Source organism: Agromyces sp. NPDC029043 (assembly GCF_055564615.1).
Window position 1 is genome coordinate 67,437 of record NZ_JBVHVX010000002.1, and the last position, 20,065, is coordinate 87,501.

General features: G+C 72.4%; 25 protein-coding genes. 12 read left to right on the top strand and 13 right to left on the bottom strand.

The genetic code is table 11. The features are described 5' to 3' along the window. Positions 1-7 precede the first annotated feature (7 nt). The 6 genes from ACZ4TW_RS03985 to kynA all read right to left on the bottom strand — a co-directional run bounded on the left by ACZ4TW_RS03985 (position 8) and on the right by kynA (position 4,539). On the bottom strand, positions 8-382 hold the full coding sequence (locus ACZ4TW_RS03985) for a hypothetical protein (protein WP_465540392.1): 375 nt from the start codon (positions 380-382) through the stop codon (positions 8-10). 66 nt (positions 383-448) lie between these two features. Then, positions 449-724: a hypothetical protein gene (locus ACZ4TW_RS03990; RefSeq protein ID WP_465540393.1), complete on the bottom strand. Its 276-nt coding sequence runs from the start codon at positions 722-724 to the stop codon at positions 449-451. After that, positions 721-1,209, bottom strand: a complete 489-nt coding sequence (locus ACZ4TW_RS03995) for a hypothetical protein (protein ID WP_465540394.1) — start codon at positions 1,207-1,209, stop codon at positions 721-723. Before ACZ4TW_RS03995 ends, ACZ4TW_RS03990 begins: the two co-directional genes overlap by 4 nt. A gap of 140 nt (positions 1,210-1,349) precedes the next feature. Continuing rightward, positions 1,350-2,603, bottom strand: a complete 1,254-nt coding sequence (locus ACZ4TW_RS04000; RefSeq protein ID WP_465540396.1) for a kynureninase — start codon at positions 2,601-2,603, stop codon at positions 1,350-1,352. A 2-nt stretch (positions 2,604-2,605) separates the two neighbouring features. Next, a complete protein-coding gene (locus ACZ4TW_RS04005) occupies positions 2,606-3,649 on the bottom strand; it encodes an amidohydrolase family protein (protein ID WP_465540398.1) in 1,044 nt (347 codons plus the stop codon). Between the two features lie 5 nt (positions 3,650-3,654). Next, complete coding sequence (kynA, locus tag ACZ4TW_RS04010) at positions 3,655-4,539, bottom strand: tryptophan 2,3-dioxygenase (protein ID WP_465540400.1); 885 nt, start codon at positions 4,537-4,539, stop codon at positions 3,655-3,657. Positions 4,540-4,655: 116 nt separating this feature from the next. Here kynA and ACZ4TW_RS04015 point away from each other — a divergent pair, with 116 nt between their 5' ends. The 3 genes from ACZ4TW_RS04015 to ACZ4TW_RS04025 all read left to right on the top strand — a co-directional run bounded on the left by ACZ4TW_RS04015 (position 4,656) and on the right by ACZ4TW_RS04025 (position 6,543). Then, a complete protein-coding gene (locus tag ACZ4TW_RS04015) occupies positions 4,656-4,952 on the top strand; it encodes a DUF1905 domain-containing protein (RefSeq protein WP_465540403.1) in 297 nt (98 codons plus the stop codon). A gap of 240 nt (positions 4,953-5,192) precedes the next feature. Then, a complete protein-coding gene (locus ACZ4TW_RS04020; protein WP_465540405.1) occupies positions 5,193-5,834 on the top strand; it encodes a TetR/AcrR family transcriptional regulator in 642 nt (213 codons plus the stop codon). A 184-nt stretch (positions 5,835-6,018) separates the two neighbouring features. Beyond that, positions 6,019-6,543 carry a DUF1269 domain-containing protein gene (locus tag ACZ4TW_RS04025; RefSeq protein ID WP_465540407.1) on the top strand — a complete coding sequence of 175 codons (525 nt, stop codon included), beginning with the start codon at positions 6,019-6,021 and terminating at the stop codon, positions 6,541-6,543. Between the two features lie 10 nt (positions 6,544-6,553). Here ACZ4TW_RS04025 and ACZ4TW_RS04030 read toward each other — a convergent pair whose 3' ends face one another. After that, positions 6,554-7,495, bottom strand: a complete 942-nt coding sequence (locus tag ACZ4TW_RS04030; RefSeq protein ID WP_465540409.1) for a phosphoribosylaminoimidazolesuccinocarboxamide synthase — start codon at positions 7,493-7,495, stop codon at positions 6,554-6,556. A gap of 66 nt (positions 7,496-7,561) precedes the next feature. Next, the gene (gene purD, locus ACZ4TW_RS04035; protein WP_465540411.1) at positions 7,562-8,872 is read right to left on the bottom strand and encodes a phosphoribosylamine--glycine ligase; all 1,311 of its coding nucleotides are present in this window, start codon (positions 8,870-8,872) and stop codon (positions 7,562-7,564) included. A 64-nt stretch (positions 8,873-8,936) separates the two neighbouring features. Here purD and ACZ4TW_RS04040 point away from each other — a divergent pair, with 64 nt between their 5' ends. Together ACZ4TW_RS04040 and ACZ4TW_RS04045 are read left to right on the top strand one after the other, a co-directional pair. Next, entirely contained in the window at positions 8,937-9,338 is a 402-nt protein-coding gene (locus ACZ4TW_RS04040) for a sterol carrier family protein (RefSeq protein WP_465540413.1), read from the top strand. 41 nt (positions 9,339-9,379) lie between these two features. After that, the gene (locus tag ACZ4TW_RS04045) at positions 9,380-9,865 is read left to right on the top strand and encodes a hypothetical protein (protein WP_465540414.1); all 486 of its coding nucleotides are present in this window, start codon (positions 9,380-9,382) and stop codon (positions 9,863-9,865) included. A gap of 3 nt (positions 9,866-9,868) precedes the next feature. Here ACZ4TW_RS04045 and purF read toward each other — a convergent pair whose 3' ends face one another. Further along, positions 9,869-11,326 (bottom strand): amidophosphoribosyltransferase, encoded by a 1,458-nt coding sequence (purF, locus tag ACZ4TW_RS04050; protein WP_465540416.1) that lies wholly within the window; start codon positions 11,324-11,326, stop codon positions 9,869-9,871. Positions 11,327-11,638: 312 nt separating this feature from the next. Here purF and ACZ4TW_RS04055 point away from each other — a divergent pair, with 312 nt between their 5' ends. Together ACZ4TW_RS04055 and ACZ4TW_RS04060 are read left to right on the top strand one after the other, a co-directional pair. Then, on the top strand, positions 11,639-12,589 hold the full coding sequence (locus tag ACZ4TW_RS04055; protein WP_465540418.1) for a trypsin-like serine peptidase: 951 nt from the start codon (positions 11,639-11,641) through the stop codon (positions 12,587-12,589). Positions 12,590-12,689: 100 nt separating this feature from the next. Next, the gene (locus ACZ4TW_RS04060) at positions 12,690-13,886 is read left to right on the top strand and encodes an adenylate/guanylate cyclase domain-containing protein (protein WP_465540420.1); all 1,197 of its coding nucleotides are present in this window, start codon (positions 12,690-12,692) and stop codon (positions 13,884-13,886) included. Positions 13,887-13,918: 32 nt separating this feature from the next. On the opposite strand, the gene ACZ4TW_RS04065 is transcribed toward ACZ4TW_RS04060, so the two are convergent. Beyond that, the gene (locus ACZ4TW_RS04065) at positions 13,919-14,650 is read right to left on the bottom strand and encodes a glutamine amidotransferase (protein WP_465540422.1); all 732 of its coding nucleotides are present in this window, start codon (positions 14,648-14,650) and stop codon (positions 13,919-13,921) included. A 253-nt stretch (positions 14,651-14,903) separates the two neighbouring features. Here ACZ4TW_RS04065 and ACZ4TW_RS04070 point away from each other — a divergent pair, with 253 nt between their 5' ends. Further along, the gene (locus ACZ4TW_RS04070) at positions 14,904-15,455 is read left to right on the top strand and encodes a hypothetical protein (protein WP_465540425.1); all 552 of its coding nucleotides are present in this window, start codon (positions 14,904-14,906) and stop codon (positions 15,453-15,455) included. A gap of 4 nt (positions 15,456-15,459) precedes the next feature. Here the strand turns inward: ACZ4TW_RS04070 and ACZ4TW_RS04075 are convergent, their stop codons facing one another. Both ACZ4TW_RS04075 and ACZ4TW_RS04080 read right to left on the bottom strand, forming a co-directional pair. Further along, positions 15,460-15,894: a hotdog fold thioesterase gene (locus ACZ4TW_RS04075; RefSeq protein ID WP_465540428.1), complete on the bottom strand. Its 435-nt coding sequence runs from the start codon at positions 15,892-15,894 to the stop codon at positions 15,460-15,462. A 44-nt stretch (positions 15,895-15,938) separates the two neighbouring features. Next, positions 15,939-16,556 (bottom strand): zinc-binding alcohol dehydrogenase, encoded by a 618-nt coding sequence (locus ACZ4TW_RS04080; RefSeq protein ID WP_465540430.1) that lies wholly within the window; start codon positions 16,554-16,556, stop codon positions 15,939-15,941. Between the two features lie 69 nt (positions 16,557-16,625). On the opposite strand from ACZ4TW_RS04080, the gene purM reads away from it, so the two are divergent. From purM to ACZ4TW_RS04100, 4 genes are all read left to right on the top strand, one after another. Next, entirely contained in the window at positions 16,626-17,738 is a 1,113-nt protein-coding gene (gene purM / locus ACZ4TW_RS04085) for a phosphoribosylformylglycinamidine cyclo-ligase (RefSeq protein WP_465540432.1), read from the top strand. 2 nt (positions 17,739-17,740) lie between these two features. After that, positions 17,741-18,517 (top strand): LLM class flavin-dependent oxidoreductase, encoded by a 777-nt coding sequence (locus ACZ4TW_RS04090; protein WP_465540434.1) that lies wholly within the window; start codon positions 17,741-17,743, stop codon positions 18,515-18,517. Between the two features lie 44 nt (positions 18,518-18,561). Then, positions 18,562-18,966, top strand: coding sequence for a hypothetical protein (locus tag ACZ4TW_RS04095; protein ID WP_465540436.1), 405 nt, complete (start codon positions 18,562-18,564; stop codon positions 18,964-18,966). 73 nt (positions 18,967-19,039) lie between these two features. Further along, positions 19,040-19,681, top strand: coding sequence for a hypothetical protein (locus tag ACZ4TW_RS04100; RefSeq protein ID WP_465540438.1), 642 nt, complete (start codon positions 19,040-19,042; stop codon positions 19,679-19,681). Between the two features lie 113 nt (positions 19,682-19,794). On the opposite strand, the gene ACZ4TW_RS04105 is transcribed toward ACZ4TW_RS04100, so the two are convergent. After that, a complete protein-coding gene (locus ACZ4TW_RS04105) occupies positions 19,795-19,992 on the bottom strand; it encodes a DUF3073 domain-containing protein (RefSeq protein WP_465540440.1) in 198 nt (65 codons plus the stop codon). Positions 19,993-20,065 lie beyond the last annotated feature (73 nt).

Consider the following 20,065-nt stretch of genomic DNA (forward strand, 5'->3'; position numbering starts at 1 on the left):
CGCGAGACTACCGCCGGAAGAGACCCCTGATGATCGTGCCGACACCGACGAGCAGGGCCACGCCCGCCGCGGCGGCGAGCACGATGACCAGCGTCGGGTTCTCGCGGTACTTCTCCTCGACCCACTCGGCCGCATCCTCGATGAGGTCCTCGGCATCGTCGAGCGCGTCCTCGGTGACGGCGCGCGCCTGGCTCGCCGCATCGGAGAGAGCCGCGGCGCCCTTGTCGGCAGCGTCGGCCGCGGCGGACCTCATGGCGTCGAGCGTGCTGTCGGCCTGCTCGGCGGCCCGGTCGGCCGCGGCCTTGGCCTCGCCGATGGCCTGCTCGACCCGGTCGTCGAGCTCCTCGCCCGCCGCGCCCGGCTGGTTCGTCGCATCCGTCATGGAACCGTCCCTTCCATCGAACCCGTCGCGGGCGCCTCGCGCGGTCGCACGCGTGATGCCGCCATGCTACGCGCGCCCGCCCACCCCGTGATCCTTGGATGCGTCGTCGTCCACCACGTCGCCCACGGTCGAGGGGAGATCGCGCAGGTCGGGCCCGGCCGGCGTGCCGGGGTCCTCGGGCCACGGCGCCGTCGCGCCGTCGGGGACCTCGGTGGCATCGCGCTCGCGTGCGCGGCCGCGGGCAGCCCCGGCGGTCGCCTCGGCGCTCTCGGTGTCCATCGAGGTCACGGGCTGCTTGGGGTCGGGCTGCGGTCGCCCGGGCGTGCCGTAGGACCCGCTCATCGCCGGCGTCCGAGTCCGCGCGCGATCGCACCCAGGAGCACGACGGCGCCGACCGCCGCGCCGATCACGACGCCGGGCCGCCGCTGGTACTCCGCCTTGATCCGCTGCGTCCACTCGCCCGTCACGCGCTTGGCCTGGTCGGCGAGCTCGTCGAGGTCGGCGCTCTGCGCGGCATCCTTCAGCTTGGCACCCGCCTGCTTCGCGGCGTCGGCCGCGGCATCCGCGATCTTCGTCACGGGCGAACCCGAGGTCGCACCGACCGAATCGACCGGCTCCCGGCCGCTGGTGTCGTGCTCCTCACCCGGTCCGGCCGGTGCACCGGTCGCTCCACCCGCGTCGACGGCGTCGGAGCCGATCGGCGGCGTCGGCGGCATGGTGGTCGAGGCGCCCGGATCCGAGGCGTCCACCCCGCCCGCGACGGAGTGGACGTCGTTCGTCGCGTCGGGCGTGGTCGGCGTGCTGCTCGTCGTCTTCTCGTCGCTCATCTCGTGGCTCCTTCGTTCGCGGGCGCGCCCTCGTGGGCGAGGATGTCACGCCACCGGCAGTCTCGCCCGCCGCTGCAGCGCCGTCGAGGGCGTTGACACGCTCGCCCGCGGCGCCTAACGCGCCGACCGCGACGAGGGCATCAGGCCAGCCCCGCCCGCTCGGCGAGCACCTCGCGCAGCACGACGCGCGTGGCGTCGAGCCCGCGGTAGACCTCCTCGAAGCTCGTCGACAGCGGTGCCAGGCCGATCCGGAGGCCGCCGACATCGCGGTAGTCGGGGATCACGTCGCGCTGCCAGAGCCGGGCGGTGACCTCGCGCATCGCGTCGTGCCGCAGGATCACGTGCCCCCCGCGCTCCTCGGGATCCCGCGGCGTGCCGAGCGTGACGCCGAGCGGCCCCAGCCACTCGTCGGCGAGGTCGATCGCGAAGGAGGTGAGCCCGATCGATTTCGCGCGGACGGCCTCCATCCCGGCCTCCTCGATCATCGCGAGCGTCTCCTGCATGGCGATCATCGCCGAGATGGGTGAGGTGCCGCTGACGAAGCGGCGGATGCTGCGCGCCGGCACGTACTCCGGTCCCATGGCGAACAGGTCGGCCGTACCGAACCAGCCCTGGATCGGCTGGCGCAGCACCGCGTGGAGGTCGTCGCGCACGTAGGCGAACGCGGGGGAGCCGGGACCGCCGTTGAGGTACTTGTACGTGCAGCCGACGGCGAGGTCGAACTCCCATCGGTCGGCGTGCACGGGCACCGACCCGGCCGAGTGGCACAGGTCCCACAGCACGAGCGCCCCGGCGTCGTGGGCGATCCGCGTGAGCTCCTTGGCGTCGGCGATGAACGCCGATCGGTACGAGACGTGGTTGAGCACGACGAGCGCGGTCGTGGGCCCCACGGCCTCGGCGAGCTGCTCCGAGCTCACGCCGCGGGTCAGGTCGACGTCGATCCAGCGGAGGTGGCATCCGCTCTCGCGCGCGATGCCCTCGAGCACGTACCGGTCGGTGGGGAAGTTGTCGCGATCGACCACGATCTCGCGTCGCTGCGGGTCGCGCGCGAGCTGCGCGTCGACCGCGGCACGCGCGAGCTTGTAGATCAGCACCGTGGTCGAGTCGCCGATCACGGTCTGCCCGGCCTTCGCCTCGACGACGGCGCGACCGATCTGGTCGCCGATCTCGTACGGCAGCTGCAGCCACGCCTCGTCCCAACCCCGGATGAGACGACCGCCCCACTCCTCGCGCATGAACCGCTCGACGCGCGCGATCGCTGCGGCCGGAGGGCGGCCGAGCGAGTTCCCATCGAAGTAGACGAGGTCGGTCTCGGCGCCGACGAAGCGCCGGCGGTAGTGCGCGAGCCCGTCGGCGCGGTCCATCCGTCGGGCGTATGCGAGCTGAGGATCCATGGTCAGAGGGGCTCCAGTTCCTCGGTGGGCAGGATGCAGGCGGTCCCGAGCCACGCGGCGACCGCGTCGGGATCGGCCAGGCGATCGGGCTCAGGTGCCGGGCCCGGCACGAACGTCGCGACGCCCGCGTCGGTCCAGTCCGCCGTGAGGTCGGGCCAGGGGTCGGCGAGGGCCGCGATGACGTCGGATGCCGCGAGCCCCGCCCGCACGAGCGCGGCGACCTCGGCGCGGTTGACCCCTGGCTCGAGCTCGCCGTTGCCGTGATCGGTGCCGTAGAGCACGCGCCCGCCCCCGGCGTGGAAGCGGTGCAGGTTCTCGATCGCCGTCGCGGCGGCGGCGTCGTCGTCGCGCACGTGGATGGCGAGCGTCGAGATCCACGCCTGCCCGCCGGCAACGGCGCGGGACACGAGCTCGTCGGGCAGCCGCTCGGTGAACGGCGCGTGCACGAGCACGTCGACGCCGGCGTCGATCGCGAGTTCCGCCATCCGGTCGCCCTCGGCGTGCGCGGCCACGGGAAGCCCGCGCTCGTGGGCGGCGGCGACGATCGCCTCGAGCGTCGCGCGGTCGAACACGGGCCCTGCGAGGGCGTTCAGCGCCACCTTGACGACGGATGCCCCGAACGAGCGCTGCTCGTCGACCGCCGCCTCGACGGGGCCCGCGAGCGCATGGTGCGACCGCTCGCGCGCCCGCTCGGCCGCGATCGCGTCGCCGTCGACCGACGGCAGCTCGCGCACGCTGCCGTCGGGCCGCCAGGGCCGGTCGGAGGGGTATCCGCCCGGCGCCGTGAGGAATGCGCCCGCGTAGCGCACGTGCGGCAGTCCCTCGGTGCGGGCGATGGTCGCGATCGCGCCGGGATCGGCGCCGAGATCGACGACCGCCGCGATCCCGCGCGCGACCGCGTCATCGGCACGTGCGAGCTGCAGGTGCACGTGGTGGTCGACGAGCGGCGGGAGCATCGTCCCGGTCTCGCCCGGGTGGTCGCCGTTCAGCGATCGGCGCACCCGGCGGGCGAGGGGGCCGAGGCTCGGAGTCGCGTCATCCGTCATCTCGCTCATCCCGGGATCTCGGTTCGCACGGCGTACAGCTCGGGGAAGAACGTCAGCTCGAGCGCTCGGCGGAGGAACGGCGCCCCGCTCGAGCCGCCCGTGCCGGTCTTCGAGCCGATGATGCGCTCGACGGTCTTGAGGTGGCGGAACCGCCAGAGCTGGAAGTTGTCCTCGAGGTCGACGAGCTCCTCGCACGTCTCGTACGCGGCCCAGTTGTGCTCGGGGTCGGCGTAGATGCGCCCGAAGACCTCGACGAGCTCGGGCCGGTAGGTCCACGCCCGGGTCACGTCGCGCACGAGCACGTCGTCGGGGATGTCGTAGCCGGCGCGAGCGAGCAGCCGCAGGAACTCGTCGTACAGGCTCGGCGATTCGAGCGCCCGGCGCACGATGGCGGCGGCCGTGGCATCCGAGTCGAAGACCTGCAGCATCTTCGCGTTCTTGTTGCCGAGCACGAACTCGACCGCCCGGTACTGGTAGGACTGGAAGCCGCTCGCGTTGCCGAGCACCCCCCGGAACTGGCCGTACTCGGTGGGAGTGAGGGTGGCGAGCACCGACCACTGCTCGGTCAGCGTCTTCTGGATGTGCTTGACCCGGGCGATGCACTTCAGCGCGGGCGCGAGCTCGTCGGCGCGCATGAACTCGCACGCGCTCTCGAGCTCGTGCAGCACGAGCTTCAGCCAGAGCTCGGTGGTCTGGTGCTGGATGATGAACAGCAGCTCGTCGTGGTGCTCGGGCCGTGAGATCGGCCGCTGGGCCGCGAGCAGGGTGTCGAGGTCGAGGTAGCCGCCGTAGCTCATGCGGTCGCTGAAGTCGGTGACGACGGATGCCTCGATCCGCCGCGTGTTCGCCTCGACGCCGTCGTCGACGCGCTCGTCCTCGTTCGGTGCCACGCCGCCAGCCTAGCCAGCGGGCGGAGCCGTGCGTCAGGGGCGCCGGGCGGCGGATGTCCGGAGTTCCGGACGCGCGGCGGCCGTGCGTGTCGGCGGCCGCGGGTAGGGTCAGCCGCATGGGCGAGACGTACCGCTTCACGAGCCGCGTCTACCGCTGGGAGGAGCGCGCCACCGACTCGTGGTACTTCGTCGACGTGCCCGAGGAGGAGTCCGACGACATCCGCGACCGACCGCGGATGCCCCGCGGCTTCGGCTCGGTACGCGTCGAGGTGACGATCGGCGAGACGACCTGGCGCACCAGCATCTTCCCGGGCGGGCAGCGTTACGCCCTGCCTCTCAAGAAGGTCGTGCGCACCGCCGAGGGCATCGAGCCGGGCGACGACGTCGACGTGCGGATCGTCACGCTCGAGTAGGCCCCGCCGCGGTCGCCGGGAATGGGGCACGGCGGGCGCCCCCCACCGCTCCCGATTCCGCGATGTCCGCCCGCCGTACCGCCCCCTCTCCCCTGAGAGGCCGTCTCCTCCGATCGGGTAAACGGAGGATCCACTCCGAATGGTAGCCCATCCGGTGAACCGCGCGCACCCAGAGGCGGCGCGACGGCGCGCGGGTCGTTCGTCACATGCCCGACGTGCGGCCGGGCGTACATTGAACCCGTGGGATCGATCGCGTCGCCGCGCCGCGATGCGCGACGGAATCATGAACGGCTCCTCGTCGAGGCCAGGCGACTCTTCGCCGAGCGCGGAATCGAAGCGCCGCTCGACGAGCTCGCCACCCGCGCCGCAGTCGGGGCCGGCACCGTCTATCGGCACTTCCCGACCCGCGACGCGCTGATCCGCGAGCTCTACGACGACGCGGTCGACGACCTCCGCACCGTCGCACCCGAGATCCTCGGCGCCGAGACCGGCTGGCAGGGCATCGAGCTGTGGCTCGAACGCCTGTCGGAGTGGCTCACGGAGCGACCGTACCTCCCCGCGGTCATGCGACGCGTCGCCGAGCTCGATCCCGATCATCGGCCGGGCGCCGAGCTGCAGGAGGCCGGAGAGGGCATCATCGAGCGCGCCAAGGCCGAGGGCTCGCTGCGCCCCGACGTCACCGCCGTCGATCTCAGCGTGCTCGTCGACATGCTCGGATCCCTCGGCCAGTACGGCGGCGCCTACCTGCCGTTCTGGCGGCGCCAGCTCGCCGTGGTGCTCGACGGTCTGCGCGCCCGCCCCGACCTCACGCCGCTGCCGGGTGCCGCGCTGGACTTCGAGTCGTTCCGCGACATGTCGCACCGGAAGCGCCCGGCGGACTAGCGTCTCGGGTCACGCACGACCTCGACCCCGGCCGTATCGCACTGCGACCGAGTCGTCGTGAAGCCATGGCAGGTCTCCCGGCCGGGCAGGGACGTAGGACCCGAACGCGCGCCGAGCCGACCCGTACCGTAGGACCCTCATCGGGCACCCCGCACGGAGCGGTGCCCTCGTCGAAGGAGCGACCATGGGGATGGACAACCTGATGCTGTACGTGGCGACGTACGACGATGCCGCTTCCGCCACGGCGGATTACCAGACGCTCAAGGCCGCGGAAGCGGCCGACCTCGAGGTCGTGTCGTCGGTCGTGGTGCACCGCGACGCCGACGGCAAGGTCAGCGTCGACGAGCACGGCTCGGGCCACGTGGCCGGCGGCGCCCTCATCGGCGGCGGCGCCGGGCTCGTCCTCGGGCTCTTCGCGCCGCCGCTGCTCGCCGCCACCGCCATCGGCGCCGGCGTCGGCGCCATCGCGGGGAAGTTCGCGGAACGGCGTGAGGAGAAGCGCATCGGGGTCGACCTCGAGGAGACGCTGCCGCCGGGATCGTCCGCCATCGTGGCGGTGATCGACGACCGCTACCTCGACCGGATCGACGCGGCCCTCGACAAGGCGGCCAAGAAGATCGAGAAGGCCATCGACCGCGACGACTACGAGGAGCTGCAGAAGGCGATCGACGAGGGCGGCGAGCAGATCGCCAAGGCCATCTCGTCGTAGCCGTCGGCGCTCAGAGTCCGAGCATCAGCCGCTCGACGAGCGCCCGGTACCGCTCGGCCGTCTGCTCGACGATCTCGGCGGGCAGCGTCGGCGGCTCCTCCGTGTCGCCCTGGTCCCAGTTCGCCGCGAGCCAGTCGCGCACGATCTGCTTGTCGAAGCTCGCCATGCGCACCTCGGGCGTGCCGCCGGTGAGGTACGCCTCGAGGTCCCAGTACCGGCTCGAGTCGCTCGTCAGCACTTCATCGGCGAGTGTCACGATGCCCAGCTCGCGGTCGGCGCCGAACTCGAACTTCGTGTCGGCGAGGATCAGCCCGCGCTCCTCGGCGACCGTGGAGGCGTGCTCGAACACGTCGAGCGAGACCACCCGCAGCTGCTCCGCGACGGTCTCGCCGACGAGCTCGACGGTGCGCTCGTAGGTGATGTTCTCGTCGTGGCGGCCGAGCGGCGCCTTCCAGGCCGGCGTGTAGATCGGCTCGGGCAGGCGGTCGCCGTCGGCGAGGCCCTCGGGCAGCCGGATGCCGCCGATCGCCCCCGTCGCGGCGTACTCCTTGTAGCCGCTCCCGGTGAGGTAGCCCCGCACGACGCACTCGATCGGGAACATGTCGAGCGAACGGCACAGCATCGCGCGCTCGGCGACGCCCGGGGGGATCGGCGGCACGTCGTACCGGTCGTCCTCGGCGTACGCGAGGTGGTTCGGCACCTCGGGCAGCTGGTCGAACCACCAGCGCGTGAGCTTCGTCAGCAACGCGCCCTTTCCCGGGATCGCGGGCTCGAGCACATGGTCGAACGCGCTCACGCGGTCGCTCGCGACGACGAGCACGACGGGCGAGACGCCGAGTGGGTCGCCCGTCCACGTGTCGTCGTCGGTCATCAGGTTGGTCGGCACGTACAGGTCGCGCACCTTGCCCGAGTACACGTGGGTCCAGCCGGCGAGGTCACCGGTGTCGGTCATCCCCGTCTCCTCTCGATGGTCGGTGGGCGGATGACGCCGCGTCGCCGCGACCCTCCGCGACGCTCGTCAGTCGGCGACGCGCGCGGCGATGTCGGTGCGGAACTGCCCGCCCTCGAGCCGGAGGTGCCCGAGCGATTCGTACGCCCGACGCCGCGCCTCGGCGAAGTCGGCGCCGACGGCCACCACGTTGAGCACGCGGCCGCCGGTGGCGACCAGGTGCGGCTCGGCGTCGTCGGCGGTCGAGCCGAACGCGGTCGCCGCATGGGCCAGGTGCACCCCGGGCACGGATGCCGCGGCATCGAGCCCGTCGATGCGCCGCCCGGTCTCGGGCGACTCGGGATACCCCTCGCTCGCGAGCACGACGGTCACCGCGGCGTCGGGACGGAACTCGGGACGCGACTGCTCGCCGAGCTGCCCGGTCGCGGCCGCGAACAGCAGGCCCGACAGCGGGCTGGCCAGGCGCGGCAGCACGACCTGCGTCTCGGGATCGCCGAACCGCGCGTTGAACTCGATGACCCGGATGCCGCGGCTCGTGATGATCAGGCCCGCGTACAGCAGCCCGATGAACGGCATCTGCTCCTCGTCGAGCCGCCGCACGGTGGGCAGCGCGATCGTCTCGATGACCTCGTCGACGAAGGCCTGCTCGCTGCCGAATCGCTCGTCGAGCCACGGCAGCGGCGAATACGCGCCCATGCCGCCCGTGTTGGGCCCCTCGTCGCCGTCGCGCAGCCGCTTGTAGTCCTGGGCGGGCGACAGCGGCAGCACGTTCCATCCGTCGGAGAGGAGGAACAGCGACACTTCCTGCCCGTCGAGGAACTCCTCGACCAGCACAGGGCCCTGCTGCAGGTAGTGCGCGGCGTGCGCGAGCGCGGCCTCGCGGTCGTCGGTGACGAGCACGCCCTTGCCGGCGGCGAGGCCGTCGGCCTTGACGACGTACGGAGCGCCGAACTCGTCGAGCGTCGCGACCACCTGCGGCAGCGACTCGACGAGGCTCGCGCGGCCGGTCGGCACGCCGGCCTCCTCCATGACGCGCTTCGCGAACGTCTTCGACCCCTCGAGCTGGGCGGCCGCCCTGCCGGGGCCGAAGGTCGCGATGCCCCGCGTGCGGAGCGCGTCGGCGACGCCCGCCACGAGCGGCGCCTCGGGGCCGATCACGACGAGCTCGATGTCGTTGTCCATCGCGTAGTCGGCGACGATCACGGGGTCGGTCGGGTCGAGCGCGATGGTCTCGACGCTGCCGCGCGACGACGAGGTGGGGGAGGCGGCGATACCCGCGTTGCCGGGCGCCGCGACGATCTCGTGGCCGGCCTCCTCGTCGAGCAGGGCCAGGATGATGGCGTGCTCGCGCGCGCCCGAACCGAGGACGAGGATTCTCACCCCGTCAGGCTACCCGAGCGGCTTGCCGCCGGTGCGGCCCGTGACGTGCGGGAGGATGGGGGGCATGGCACGCGCGCGCATCGGTGACGACATCGGCAGGGCGGCGGTCGGCGTGGTGGTGCGCGTCGGCGGCGCCGACGGATCGGGCGAGGCGCCGAGCGTCGATCGCACGACGCTCGCGCTCGCGGTGCGCTACACCCTGCAGCTGCTCGCCGAGCAGTCGCCCGGTGGTTCGGTCGAGGTCCGGGTGCCGCCGTTCGCGGCGGTGCAGTGCATCGAGGGCCCGAGGCACACGCGCGGCACGCCGCCGAACGTGGTCGAGACGGATGCCGCGACGTGGCTCGCGCTCGCGACGGGTGCACTGGGCTGGGCCGAGGCGCGGGCCGGCGGACGCGTGCACGCCTCGGGGCAGCGCGCCGACCTCGACGGCGTCCTTCCGGTGATCGACGCGTCGCGCGTGCGGTGAGCGCCGCCCGCGCGCATCGGCGCGTGGGGGAGAATGGTCGGGTGAGCGATGCGTCGAAGAGCCCCGAGCCGAGCCGACACGAGCCGCAGCCGGGCGAGCCGCAGCCGGGCGACCCGTCGCCGGCCGTGCCGGAGGCATCCGTCGACCGCATCGAGCCGCCGACCGAGCCGCGCCCGAAGGTCGCCCACATGGATGTCGATGCCGACGTGCCGCGGGGCGAGCACCTCGAGACCGACGTCACGAGCGGCGCGGTCACGGTGCGCCGCGCCCCTCGGTATCCCGCGTTCATCGGGCTCGGCGTCGTGCTCGGCGCGCTGGTCGCGCTGGTGCTCACGTTCGCGTACCCCGAGAGCGGTGAGTTCGACCGCGGGCAGGTGTTCGGCTTCCTGCTGCTGTGGTGCGGCGCGGCCGGGGCCGCGCTCGGCGCCGTCGTGGCGCTCCTCGTCGACCGCGCGCTCTCGAAGCGGGCCGGGTCCGGCGTCGCCGCGCACGAGTCGACCCACTTCGTCGAAGACGATCAGGCCTGACGCTCAGCTCAGCTGGGTCTTCTCCACCCAGTCGAGGTACTCGGGGGTGACGGTGCCCGTGACGTACTCGCCCGTGAAGCACGAGAGGTCGAGCTCGCCGATGCCGGTGCCCTCGGTGATCGCGGCCTGGAGGTCGGCGACCTCCTGGTAGATCATGTGGTCGGCGCCGAGCTCGCGGGCGATCTCGGGGATCTTGCGGTCGTGCGCGACCAGCTCGCGACGGCTCGGCATGTTGATGCCGTAGACGTGCGGGTATCGCACGGGCGGCGCCGCGGAGGTGAAGGTGACCTTGTTGGCACCGGCGGCGCGGGCCATCTCGACGATCTCCTTGGAGGTCGTGCCCCGCACGATCGAGTCGTCGACGATCAGGATGTTCTTGCCGCGGAACTCGGTGCCCATCGCGTTGAGCTTCTGGCGGACCGAGCGCTTGCGCGCCGCCTGCCCGGGCATGATGAACGTTCGGCCGACATAGCGGTTCTTGTAGAAGCCCTCGCGATACTCGATGCCGAGCTTCTGCGCGACCTGCATCGCGGCCGGGCGCGACGAGTCGGGGATGGGCATGACGACGTCGATGTCGCCCTTGTCCATGTGGGTCTCGATGGTCGTGGCCAGGCGGTTCCCCATGCGCAGGCGCGCCTCGTACACCGAGATGCCGTTCATCACCGAGTCGGGGCGGGCGAGGTAGACGTACTCGAACGAGCACGGCACGAGGCGCGGGTTCGCGGCGCACTGCCGCGAGATCATCTCGCCGTCGAGCGTGATGAAGATCGCCTCGCCGGGCTCGACGTCGCGCACGACTTCGTAGTCGCCGTTCTCGAGCACGAGCGACTCGGATGCCACGATCCACTCGGTCTTGCCGGACTCGGCGGTGCGCTTGCCGAGGATGAGCGGCCGGATGCCGAAGGGGTCGCGGAAGGCCAGCAGGCCGTAGCCGGCGATCAGGGCGATCACGGCGTAGGAGCCCTCGACGCGCTCGTGCACGTGCGACACCGCCTGGAAGACCTGGTCGGGGTCGAGCTCGAGGCCCGTGATCTGGCCCTGCAGCTCGGTGGCGAGCACGTTGAGCAGCATCTCGGTGTCACTCGTGGAGTTCACGTGACGGCGGTCGATGCGGAAGAGGTCTTCGGAGAGCTCGCGCGTGTTCGTGAGGTTGCCGTTGTGGACGAGGATGATCCCGTAGGGCGCGTTCACGTAGAACGGCTGGGCCTCCTCCTCGCGCTCGGCCGCGCCCTTGGTCGTGTAGCGCACGTGCCCCAGGCCCATGTTGCCGAGGAGCGAGCGCATGTCGCGGGTGCGGAAGGCCTCTCGCACCTGCCCGCGCGACTTGGTCATGTGGAACACGGGGCCGTCGGCGGTGGCGATGCCCGTCGAGTCCTGGCCGCGGTGCTGCAGGAGGAGCAGGCTGTCGTAGATCTGCTGGTTGACGGGCTCGGTGGAGACGATGCCGACGATGCCGCACATGCGAGCGATAGCTCCTCGTGGGGGTGGGGAAGCGTCCGAGCTGGACGATCCATCATCCCATACGCGCACGTGTGAGCCGGCTGAGCGGATGGCGCTGCTCACCTGAGCGCAGTCGCACACCCTATCCCCGAAGACCCGTCCTGGTCCGAACTCTTCGGTTCCGTCGGGATCTTCGTCGGTTCCCACGAAACCGGCTCGGAGGACTCCCCCCGAATGAGGGCCGCCTGTCAGGCTCTCCGGCATTCCGTTTCACCGCGGCGCAGGGACCGAACCGGGGGGACCGGCCGCCGGCCGAAGAAAGGACGAACGTCCATGAAGTTCACCTCGTTCCGCGCCGCCCTCACCGGCGCGGCCCTCGTCGCGTGCGGCCTGCTCGCCGCACCGGCCGCGGCGAACGCCGCACCGCCGGCGGTCCCGCCCGGGATCGACCAGCACGCCGTTCCGGCTGCCGAGGCGGCGGCCGCCGCCGCGTACTGGTCGCCCGAGCGGATGCGTGCCGCCATCCCCGCCGACGCGCTGCTGGCCGGAAAGGCCGCCTCCACGCCCGCGTCCGAGGTGGCGGCGGGTGCACCGGTCACGTACGGCAAGCCGGCGCCGGTCGACGAGATCCAGCCGATGGCGACGGCCGAGTCGCCGATCCCGAACATCGGCAAGGTGTTCTTCACGCTCAACGGGCGCAACTACGTGTGCTCCGGCAACTCGGTCAGCGCGACCAACGGCAGCGTCGTCTCGACGGCCGCGCACTGCGTGCACTCGGGCAAGGGCAAGTACGCCACGAACTGGGTGTTCGTCCCGGCGTACGAGAACGGTGCCGCGCCGTTCGGCCAGTGGGCGGCCACCAGGCTCACCGCCCCGAACCAGTGGACCAAGGGCGGCGACATCACGTACGACACCGCCTTCGCCAAGGTCGGAACCCTGAACGGCCGCACCCTCGCAGCGACGGTCGGCGCGTCGGCGATCGCGTTCAACCAGGCCCGCGGCCTGTCCTACGAGGCCTTCGGGTACCCCGCGGCCGCGCCGTTCAACGGCCAGACGCTGAAGTCGTGCGCCGGCACCGCGAGCCCCGACCCCTACGGCCAGACGCAGTCGCAGGGCATCCCCTGCGACATGACCGGCGGCTCGTCGGGCGGTCCGTGGTTCCTCGGCACCGGCGCGCAGAACTCGGTGAACAGCTTCGGGTACAACAACATCCCGAACGTGATGTTCGGCCCGTACTACGGGTCGGTCGCGCAGAGCACCTACGCGACCGCGGCGGCGTCCTGACCCGCTGACCTCAGGACACGAGGCGCCCCGCATCGAGGGACCGGTGCGGGGCGCTTCGCCATGCCGGAGCGGGGCCGAGGCCGCGCGGTAGGCTCCGATCGTGACCTGGTGCACACGCGAGGAGGCGGCGCAACGGGCGGGGGTCGAGCCCGACTACGTCGCGCGACTGGTCGACCTCGGCCTGCTCTCTCCGGAGCGGCCCGATCGCTTCTCGCAGGGCGATGTCCGCCGGGTGCTCGCGGCCCGCTCGCTCGAGGAGGCCGGCATCGCGCTCGACGAGATCGGTGCGGCGGTCGAGCGGGGCGCCCTGTCGTTCGACTTCATGGATGCCGCCGCCTACGAGCGGTTCGCGGCGTTCGCGCCGGAGACGTTCCGCGAGGTCAGCGGCCGGACCGGCGTGCCGATCGAGTTGCTGACCGTCATCCGCGAGGCCATCGGCATGGCTCCGCCGTCGCCCGACGATCGCCTTCGCGAAGACGAGATGGAGATCGTGCCGTTCGTCGAGTTCCAGGTGTCGCGCGGATTCCGGCCGACGGCCATCGAGCGCCTGCTCCGCGTCTACGGCGACAGCATCCGCAGGATCACGGAGCAGGAGGGCGCCTGGTGGACCTCCGAGGTGATCGATCGCGCGCTCGCCGAGGGTCGGGGGGCGGAGGGCGCGGCCGATGCCGAGCTCGCCGATCGCACGGCGCCGCTCGCCGAGCGTGCGGTGCTGGCCGTGTACCACGCGCAGCAGGCGCGCACGTGGAGCGCCAACCTCATCGACGCGTTCGAGACGATGATGGCGGACGCCGGCATCCACAGTCGCCTCGAGCGGCTCCCGGCGATCTGCTTCCTCGACCTGGTCGGCTTCACGCGCCTCACCGAGGAGCTCGGCGACGATGCGGCCGCCGACCTCGCCGGCACGGTCGCGCTGCTCGTCGGCCGCAGCAGCGTGCAGCACGGCGGGAAGCCGATCAAGTGGCTGGGTGACGGCGTGATGCTCCACTTCGGCGACCCGGGCCGGGGCGTGCGCGCCGCGCTGGGGATCGTGGAGGAACTCGCCCACGCCGGTCTGCCGCCGGCCCACGTCGGACTGCACGCCGGCCCGGTCCTCTACCAGGAGGGCGACTACTTCGGAAGGACGGTCAACCTCAGCTCGCGGATCGCCGACTACGCCCGCCCCGGCGAGGTGCTGGTCACCCAGGCGGTCGCCGAGGCCTCACGCGACGCGGGGATCGGGTTCGACGACATCGGGTCCGTGGAGCTCAAGGGCGTGTCCGGCGCGGTGCACCTGCTCCGCGCCCATACCGCCTGACCGCCGTCCCGGCGCCGCGGTCGTCGACGCGGTCACCGCGCGTGCAGCTCGACGAACGTGCTCAGCATCCGGCTCGGCTCCGACACCGGCGCCCGGCGCACCGCGGCGAGCGTGAGCTCGAGCTCGTCGGCGGCGAAGTACCCGAATCCGGCGTAGGCGTGGATGCGCACGATGATGCCGTCGAGGTCGAGTTCCGGATGGAACTGGGTCGCGTAGACGTTCGATCCCACGCGGAAGAGTTGCACCGGGCAGCCCGGCGACGAACCCAGCAGCGTCGCGGAGGTGGGCAGCGTGCGGATCGCCTCCTTGTGCCCGACGAACGCCGAGAAGGTCGTCGGCATCCCGGCCATGAGCGGGTCGGCTGCCCCGGCGTCGGTCAGGCTCACCGGCACGACGCCGATCGGCTCGGCGTAGGTGTGGTCGATCGTCGCGCCCTGGTGGGCGCCCAGCGTTCCGACGCCGTAGCAGGCGCCCAGGAACGGGAAGTCCCGTGCGACGACCTCGTCGAGGAGGGATGCGAACTCCGCCTCGACCCGGTGCTGCACCGGCGATTTCCGCTCCGGCGGGTCGGACGCGTTGAAGGGCCCGCCGCCGACGAAGATGCCCGACAGCCGGTCCAGGTCGAGGGGTGGCATCGGTCCGGCCTCGAGCCGCACGCGGATGAGGTCGCGCTCGTCGAGTCCGGTGCCGCGGAGGAAGAGCGCGTACTCCTCGTCGGCGGGCACGTCCTCGGCGCGCGTGCCGAGCAGGACGAACGGCTTCACGGCCCCACGATACGGCGCCGGCGGCTCCCCCGTCAGGTCCGCCGCCCGTCGCCGCATCACGATCGCCGCCGATCGCCCCGGTCGCGGTCGCTCCTCGACTCCTCCTCCACGATGGCACGCGATGAAGAGCGGAAACACCTTCCCTCGTCGAAAGCCGGTGGCCGAGTGGTCGGCGGATACCGTTCCACCGTGATCGAGGAAGGGAGACGATCGTGAGACGAGTTCGAGAGACCCGTGTGAAGGCGAGGTCGCCGTGGACCGCGCGCTGACCAGCGTCAAGGTCGATGGCGAGACCCACCGGCTCATCGGCGACCTCGCGCACTTGCTCGGACGCAGTCGGAAGGAGGTCGTACGAGACGCGGTCCTGGCGTTCGCGGCGTGGCGCGAGCGCCTGCTCGACGAGGGGATCGACGAGACATCACACCGGCTGGCGCTGGCGAGCACCCGCCACGAGGCCCGCCGGGCGGCCGGAGAGCTCGACACGCGGCCCGCCGAGCGCACGGTACGCTCGCGCATCGGCGCTGCGCGGATGTCGCCGCGCGTCGAGGCCGCGCTCGCGCCCGCCGAACTCCTGGAGCACCATCGCGCGGAGCTCGACGATACCTTCGCCGCGCTCGGCGCCCGCAACGCCCGGTTCGCCGTCGACCCGCGGCGCTATGGACATCTCGCGGAGCACCGGGTGATCGTGGTCGAGCTCGACGATCCCCGGCGCTTCGAGCAGACCCGTCTCGAGGTCGCGGCGTTCGAGATACTCGCGCTGCCGTGCTTCGTCGTCCCGGCCGACTGGGCCAGCCCGCCTGAGTGACGCGTCAGTACTGCGACGGGGTCGCGAGCACGGCCATGGTGCACCGCGACACGCACACGAGCCGACCCTGCTCGTCGGTGATGCGGATGTCCCATACCTGCGTCGAGCGGCCGCGGGTGATCGGGCGCGCCTCGCCGTAGACCCATCCCTCCGAGACCGGGCGGACGTGGTTCGCGTTGATCTCCATGCCGACGCAGTACGACTGCTCCGGGTCGACCGTGAACGACGCGCCCCAGCTCGCGAGCGTCTCGGCCAGGGCGACCGACGCCCCGCCGTGCAGCACGCCCGCGGGCTGGCGGGTCCGCTCGTCGACGGGCATCCGGCCCTTCAGCGAGTCCTCGGTCAGCTCCGTCATCTCGATGCCGAGGGCGCGGATCAGGGCGTGCTCGCCGCGCGAATTCGCCCACTCGATCGAGGGCTCCCCGAACCAGATGCTCATGCGGTCGAGTCTGCCACGCCGGCTGCGACCGCCCGGGCCACGCCCTAAGCGAGCTCGGCGATGATGGGGTGGATCGCGTCGTCGAACGCCGCGGCATCGGCCCGCAGCGAGTCGGTCACCGCCACGGTCTTGCGGCCGATCCACCACACGCCGGACACCGCGAGCGGCAGCACCTCGACGTTCAGCTCGAACGAGTGCGCCCGCCGGCCCACCTCGCGCTCGTGCTCGGCGATGCTGCCCGCGTACGCGCGATACGTGTCGCCGGAGCGCGCGGCTGACGCGGTGCGGTACCGCTCGTGCGCCCAGTCCGCCCAGGCGAGCGCCGCCTCGGCATGCGGGCGGATGGCGGCCGCGAGCGCCTCCGCGCCCGACACGGGCAGCGCGATCGCCGTGCCGTACTCGTCGATCAGCTCGAGCGGGACCGCGGACGGGTGCTCCTCGGGCTCGACGGTCATCGCCCACCACTCGCGCCACTGCTTCTCGAGGGCGTCGTGCGCGTCGACGTCGCGCGGACCGCCCGGGCCGACGCGACCGACGTCGCGCAGGCGCGGCAGCTCGGCCGGCGACGCGATGCCGAGCACTTCGCGCAGGTAGAGGGCGAGCAGCGCCCCGGTGCTCGCGTTCTCGCGAATCACCCACGACGGCGTCGACCCCGCGTGCATGGTCGGATTCTACCGCCGGCTCCCGACACCGGGCCCGGCGGCGCGCCCCCGCCCGGGTACCCTTGTCGGGTGAGCGCGAACTCGTCCTACGCCGCTGCCGGAGTCGACACCGCCGCCGGCGACCTCGCCGTCGAGCTCATGAAGGAGGCGGTCGCGAAGACCCACGGGCCGAACGTGCTCGGCGGCGTCGGCGGCTTCGCCGGCCTCTACGACCTCTCGTTCGCGAAGGACTACCGCCGTCCGCTGCTCGCCACCTCCACCGACGGCGTCGGCACCAAGATCGCGATCGCGCAGGCGCTCGACGTGCACGACACCATCGGCCAGGATCTCGTCGGCATGGTGGTCGACGACATCGTCGTGGTCGGCGCCACGCCCCTGTTCATGACCGACTACATCGCCTGCGGCAAGGTCGTGCCCGAGCGCATCGCCGCGATCGTTACCGGCATCGCCCGGGCATGCGCCGAGACCGGAACCGCGCTGGTCGGCGGCGAGACCGCCGAGCACCCGGGTCTCATGGGCGTCGACGACTACGACGTCGCCGGCGCCGCCGTCGGCGTCGTCGAGGCCGACCGGGCCCTCGGTGCCGACCGCGTGCAAGCCGGCGACGCGGTCATCGCGATCGAGTCGAGCGGGCTGCACTCCAACGGGTTCTCACTCGTGCGGCACATCCTGTCGAACGCGAACCTGTCGTACACCGACGCGGCGGTCGATCTCGGCACGACGTGGGGCGAGGCGCTCCTCGAGCCGACACGACTGTACTCGGGCCCGCTCGTGGAGCTCCTCGAGCATGCGCGGCTCGGCTCCGCGATCCACGCGCTCTCGCACGTCACGGGCGGCGGCATCGCCGCGAACCTCGCGCGCGTGCTGCCGCGCGGCTCGTGGGCCGAGGTCGACCGCTCGACGTGGTCGCCGCCGCCCGTGTTCCGCGTGCTCAACGACGTCGCCGGCACGACGCTCGAGTCGACCGAGGGCACCTGGAACCTCGGCATCGGCTTCTTCGCGGTCGTCGAAGCGGATGCCGCGGCATCCGTGGTCGCCGAACTCGACGCGCTCGGACTTCCGGCGTGGCAGGTCGGCGCCGTCGCGACGGGCGCGTACGACGCCTCGGCCGCCGGCTGGGAGCAGGGCGCCAAGGGCGTCGACGGCGGCGCGGTGCGCCTCGTCGGCACGTACCGCGACTGACCATGCGCGCGGCGCTCTCGCTCGGCCTCCCCGGCGCGACCGACCCCGGGATCCTGCGGGCGCTCGCACCGCGGCTCGAGCAGCTCGGGTACCAGCGGCTGTGGCTGAACGACGTGCCGGGCGGCGACTCGCTCGCCGGCCTGCGCACCGTCGCCGCGGTGACCGAGCGGCTCGGCCTCGCGACCGGGGTCATCCCGCTCGACCGTCGTCCCGCCGAGAAGCTCGACCTGCGCGGCCTGCCCGCCGAGCGGACGACGCTCGGGATCGGATCGGGCGGGGCGCGCCATCCGCTCGCCCTGGTCGCGGCCGGCATCGCCGAACTGCGCGGCCGCACCGACGCCGCGATCGCGGTGGGTGCGCTCGGCCCGAAGATGCGCCGCCTCGCCGCGCACGAGGCCGACGCCGTCGTGCTCAACTGGCTCACCCCGACGGCCGCCGCGCGCGCCGCGGCCGACCTGCGTCGCGACGCCGGCGAACGCGCCGACCACGTTCGCAGCGTGCTCTACGCCCGCACCATCGTCGACGGCGCGGCGAGGGCGGCGCTACAGCGCGAGGCCGACCGCTACGGTTCATACGCCTCGTACGCCGCGAACTTCGCCCGCCTCGGCATCAGCCCCATCGACGCGACGATCGACCGCGGCTCCACGCTCGCGGCCTACGACGTCGTCGACGAGGTCGTCCTGCGTGCGATCACGGTCGACGGCTCGCTCGCCGAGCTCGAGCAGTTCGCCGACGAGGCCGCGCGCTGGCGGGATGCCGCCGGTTCGTCGCAGGAGTAGCATCCGGGCATCCCCGTCGGACCGGCGGTCGGAAGCGAGGCGGCATGAACCTGGCGCGCATCGATGCGATCGTGACGTGGGTGTATGCCGCCGGGTTCGGGCTCCCCGCCATCCCGATCGCGATCTTCCACCTTCGCACGGGCGGGCTGCCGTCGTTCTTCGGACTGTTCGAGATGTACGGGGGTCGCTGGTCGGCTCGCTACGACTCCGGCGTCTTCGCCGCCCTGCTCGTCGCCTTCCTGCTCGTCCTGATCGGGGTCGCCTTCTCGGGGTGGCTCCTGTGGAACGGGTCGCGCATCGGCGCCGTGTTGAACCTCGCGCTGCTACCGGTCGAAGTGGTGTTCTGGCTCGGGTTCGACCTGCCCCTTCCGTGGATCGTCGGGGCCGCCCGAGTCGTGCTCACGGTGCTGGCATGGAACTCGCTGACGCCCCGCGGAGCGACCGCCTGACGCCCCTCCCGCGACCGCTCCCGACGGGCCCTTCGACAGGCCGGGGCGTCGCCGGCCGCCGTACCGTGGCGTCATGGATGACATCGTGACCGCCGGCCGAGTCGCCCCGCGGCTCGGCCGCTGGGTCGGCTTCACCGTGCTCGGCGAGAGCCTCGGCTTCCTCATTCCCGTGACGGGCTTCGCGATCGCCGCGATGCTCGGCCTCGAGGCGTGGGGTGCGTGGGCTCTGCTCGTCGTGTTCGGCGCGGGCGAGGGCGCACTGCTCGGGCTCGGTCAGTCGCTCGGGCTCCGCGGCTCGAGCGCCGAGGTCGCGACGGGTCGGTGGATCGCGGCGACGGCGGTCGCGGCATCCGCCGCATGGTCGATCGGGATGCTGCCACCCACGCTCGCCGATGCCGGCGTCGCGATCGACTGGGCGTCGCCGGCGACGTGGGCCGTGGCCGGTGTCGCGGGCCTCGTCCTGCTGGCGACGATCCCGCTCGCGCAGCGACCGGTGCTCGCCCGCGCCGGAGTGCCGGGCGCCTGGCGGTGGGTGCCGATCAACATGGCCGCCTGGCTCGTCGGGCTCGGCTTCACGTTCCTGCCGTCGCCGTTCATCGACGAGTCGAGTCCGGCCGCGCTCGTGTTCGCGCTGTTCGCGGTCGGCGGCGTGCTCATGGCGTCGACGGTCGCGCTGCTGACCGGTCTCGGCCTGCGGTGGATGCTGCGGCGCTGAAGGTCGCGACCGCGCGCTCCACGGTGATCGCCGCGGGGCGCGCCGGGATCCGGCGCCGTGACGGCGTCGATCCACTGATCAGCGGCGCGCGGGAACGCCGCTCACCCGAGGAGTCAGGCGCGGTGGCTGCCGTCGTCGGGTACGTAGGAGTCGTCGTCGGAATACTCGGACCACTTCGACACCTCGTCGTCGTGGTCGTGATTCGAAGCCGTGAGCTCGCGCTCGAGCGCGTTGTAGTCGGTCGCAGGGCTGAAGTACTTCAACTCCCGCGCGACCTTGGTGTGCTTGGCTTTCTGACGGCCGCGCCCCATGCGTGACCCCCTTACGACGTCTGGCCGGGTGGGATGGTCGTCACCCGGCTCTTTCTGATATGAACAATCCCGG

What these genes read in the sequence shown, in the direction of transcription:
- ACZ4TW_RS04090 (WP_465540434.1), top strand. Translation starts at nt 17,741, where the DNA reads ATGCGCGCGGCGCTCTCGCTCGGCCTCCCCGGCGCGACCGACCCCGGG.
- purF (WP_465540416.1), bottom strand. Translation starts at nt 11,326, where the DNA reads ATGTGCGGCATCGTCGGCATCGTCTCCACCGAGCCCGTCAACCAGCAG.
- ACZ4TW_RS04095 (WP_465540436.1), top strand. Translation starts at nt 18,562, where the DNA reads ATGAACCTGGCGCGCATCGATGCGATCGTGACGTGGGTGTATGCCGCC.
- ACZ4TW_RS04100 (WP_465540438.1), top strand. Translation starts at nt 19,040, where the DNA reads ATGGATGACATCGTGACCGCCGGCCGAGTCGCCCCGCGGCTCGGCCGC.
- ACZ4TW_RS03990 (WP_465540393.1), bottom strand. Translation starts at nt 724, where the DNA reads ATGAGCGGGTCCTACGGCACGCCCGGGCGACCGCAGCCCGACCCCAAG.
- ACZ4TW_RS04000 (WP_465540396.1), bottom strand. Translation starts at nt 2,603, where the DNA reads ATGGATCCTCAGCTCGCATACGCCCGACGGATGGACCGCGCCGACGGG.
- ACZ4TW_RS04040 (WP_465540413.1), top strand. Translation starts at nt 8,937, where the DNA reads ATGGCACGCGCGCGCATCGGTGACGACATCGGCAGGGCGGCGGTCGGC.
- ACZ4TW_RS04105 (WP_465540440.1), bottom strand. Translation starts at nt 19,992, where the DNA reads ATGGGGCGCGGCCGTCAGAAAGCCAAGCACACCAAGGTCGCGCGGGAG.
- ACZ4TW_RS04055 (WP_465540418.1), top strand. Translation starts at nt 11,639, where the DNA reads ATGAAGTTCACCTCGTTCCGCGCCGCCCTCACCGGCGCGGCCCTCGTC.
- ACZ4TW_RS04015 (WP_465540403.1), top strand. Translation starts at nt 4,656, where the DNA reads ATGGGCGAGACGTACCGCTTCACGAGCCGCGTCTACCGCTGGGAGGAG.
- ACZ4TW_RS04080 (WP_465540430.1), bottom strand. Translation starts at nt 16,556, where the DNA reads ATGCACGCGGGGTCGACGCCGTCGTGGGTGATTCGCGAGAACGCGAGC.
- ACZ4TW_RS04030 (WP_465540409.1), bottom strand. Translation starts at nt 7,495, where the DNA reads ATGACCGACACCGGTGACCTCGCCGGCTGGACCCACGTGTACTCGGGC.
- ACZ4TW_RS03985 (WP_465540392.1), bottom strand. Translation starts at nt 382, where the DNA reads ATGACGGATGCGACGAACCAGCCGGGCGCGGCGGGCGAGGAGCTCGAC.
- ACZ4TW_RS03995 (WP_465540394.1), bottom strand. Translation starts at nt 1,209, where the DNA reads ATGAGCGACGAGAAGACGACGAGCAGCACGCCGACCACGCCCGACGCG.
- ACZ4TW_RS04025 (WP_465540407.1), top strand. Translation starts at nt 6,019, where the DNA reads ATGGGGATGGACAACCTGATGCTGTACGTGGCGACGTACGACGATGCC.
- ACZ4TW_RS04075 (WP_465540428.1), bottom strand. Translation starts at nt 15,894, where the DNA reads ATGAGCATCTGGTTCGGGGAGCCCTCGATCGAGTGGGCGAATTCGCGC.
- ACZ4TW_RS04005 (WP_465540398.1), bottom strand. Translation starts at nt 3,649, where the DNA reads ATGACGGATGACGCGACTCCGAGCCTCGGCCCCCTCGCCCGCCGGGTG.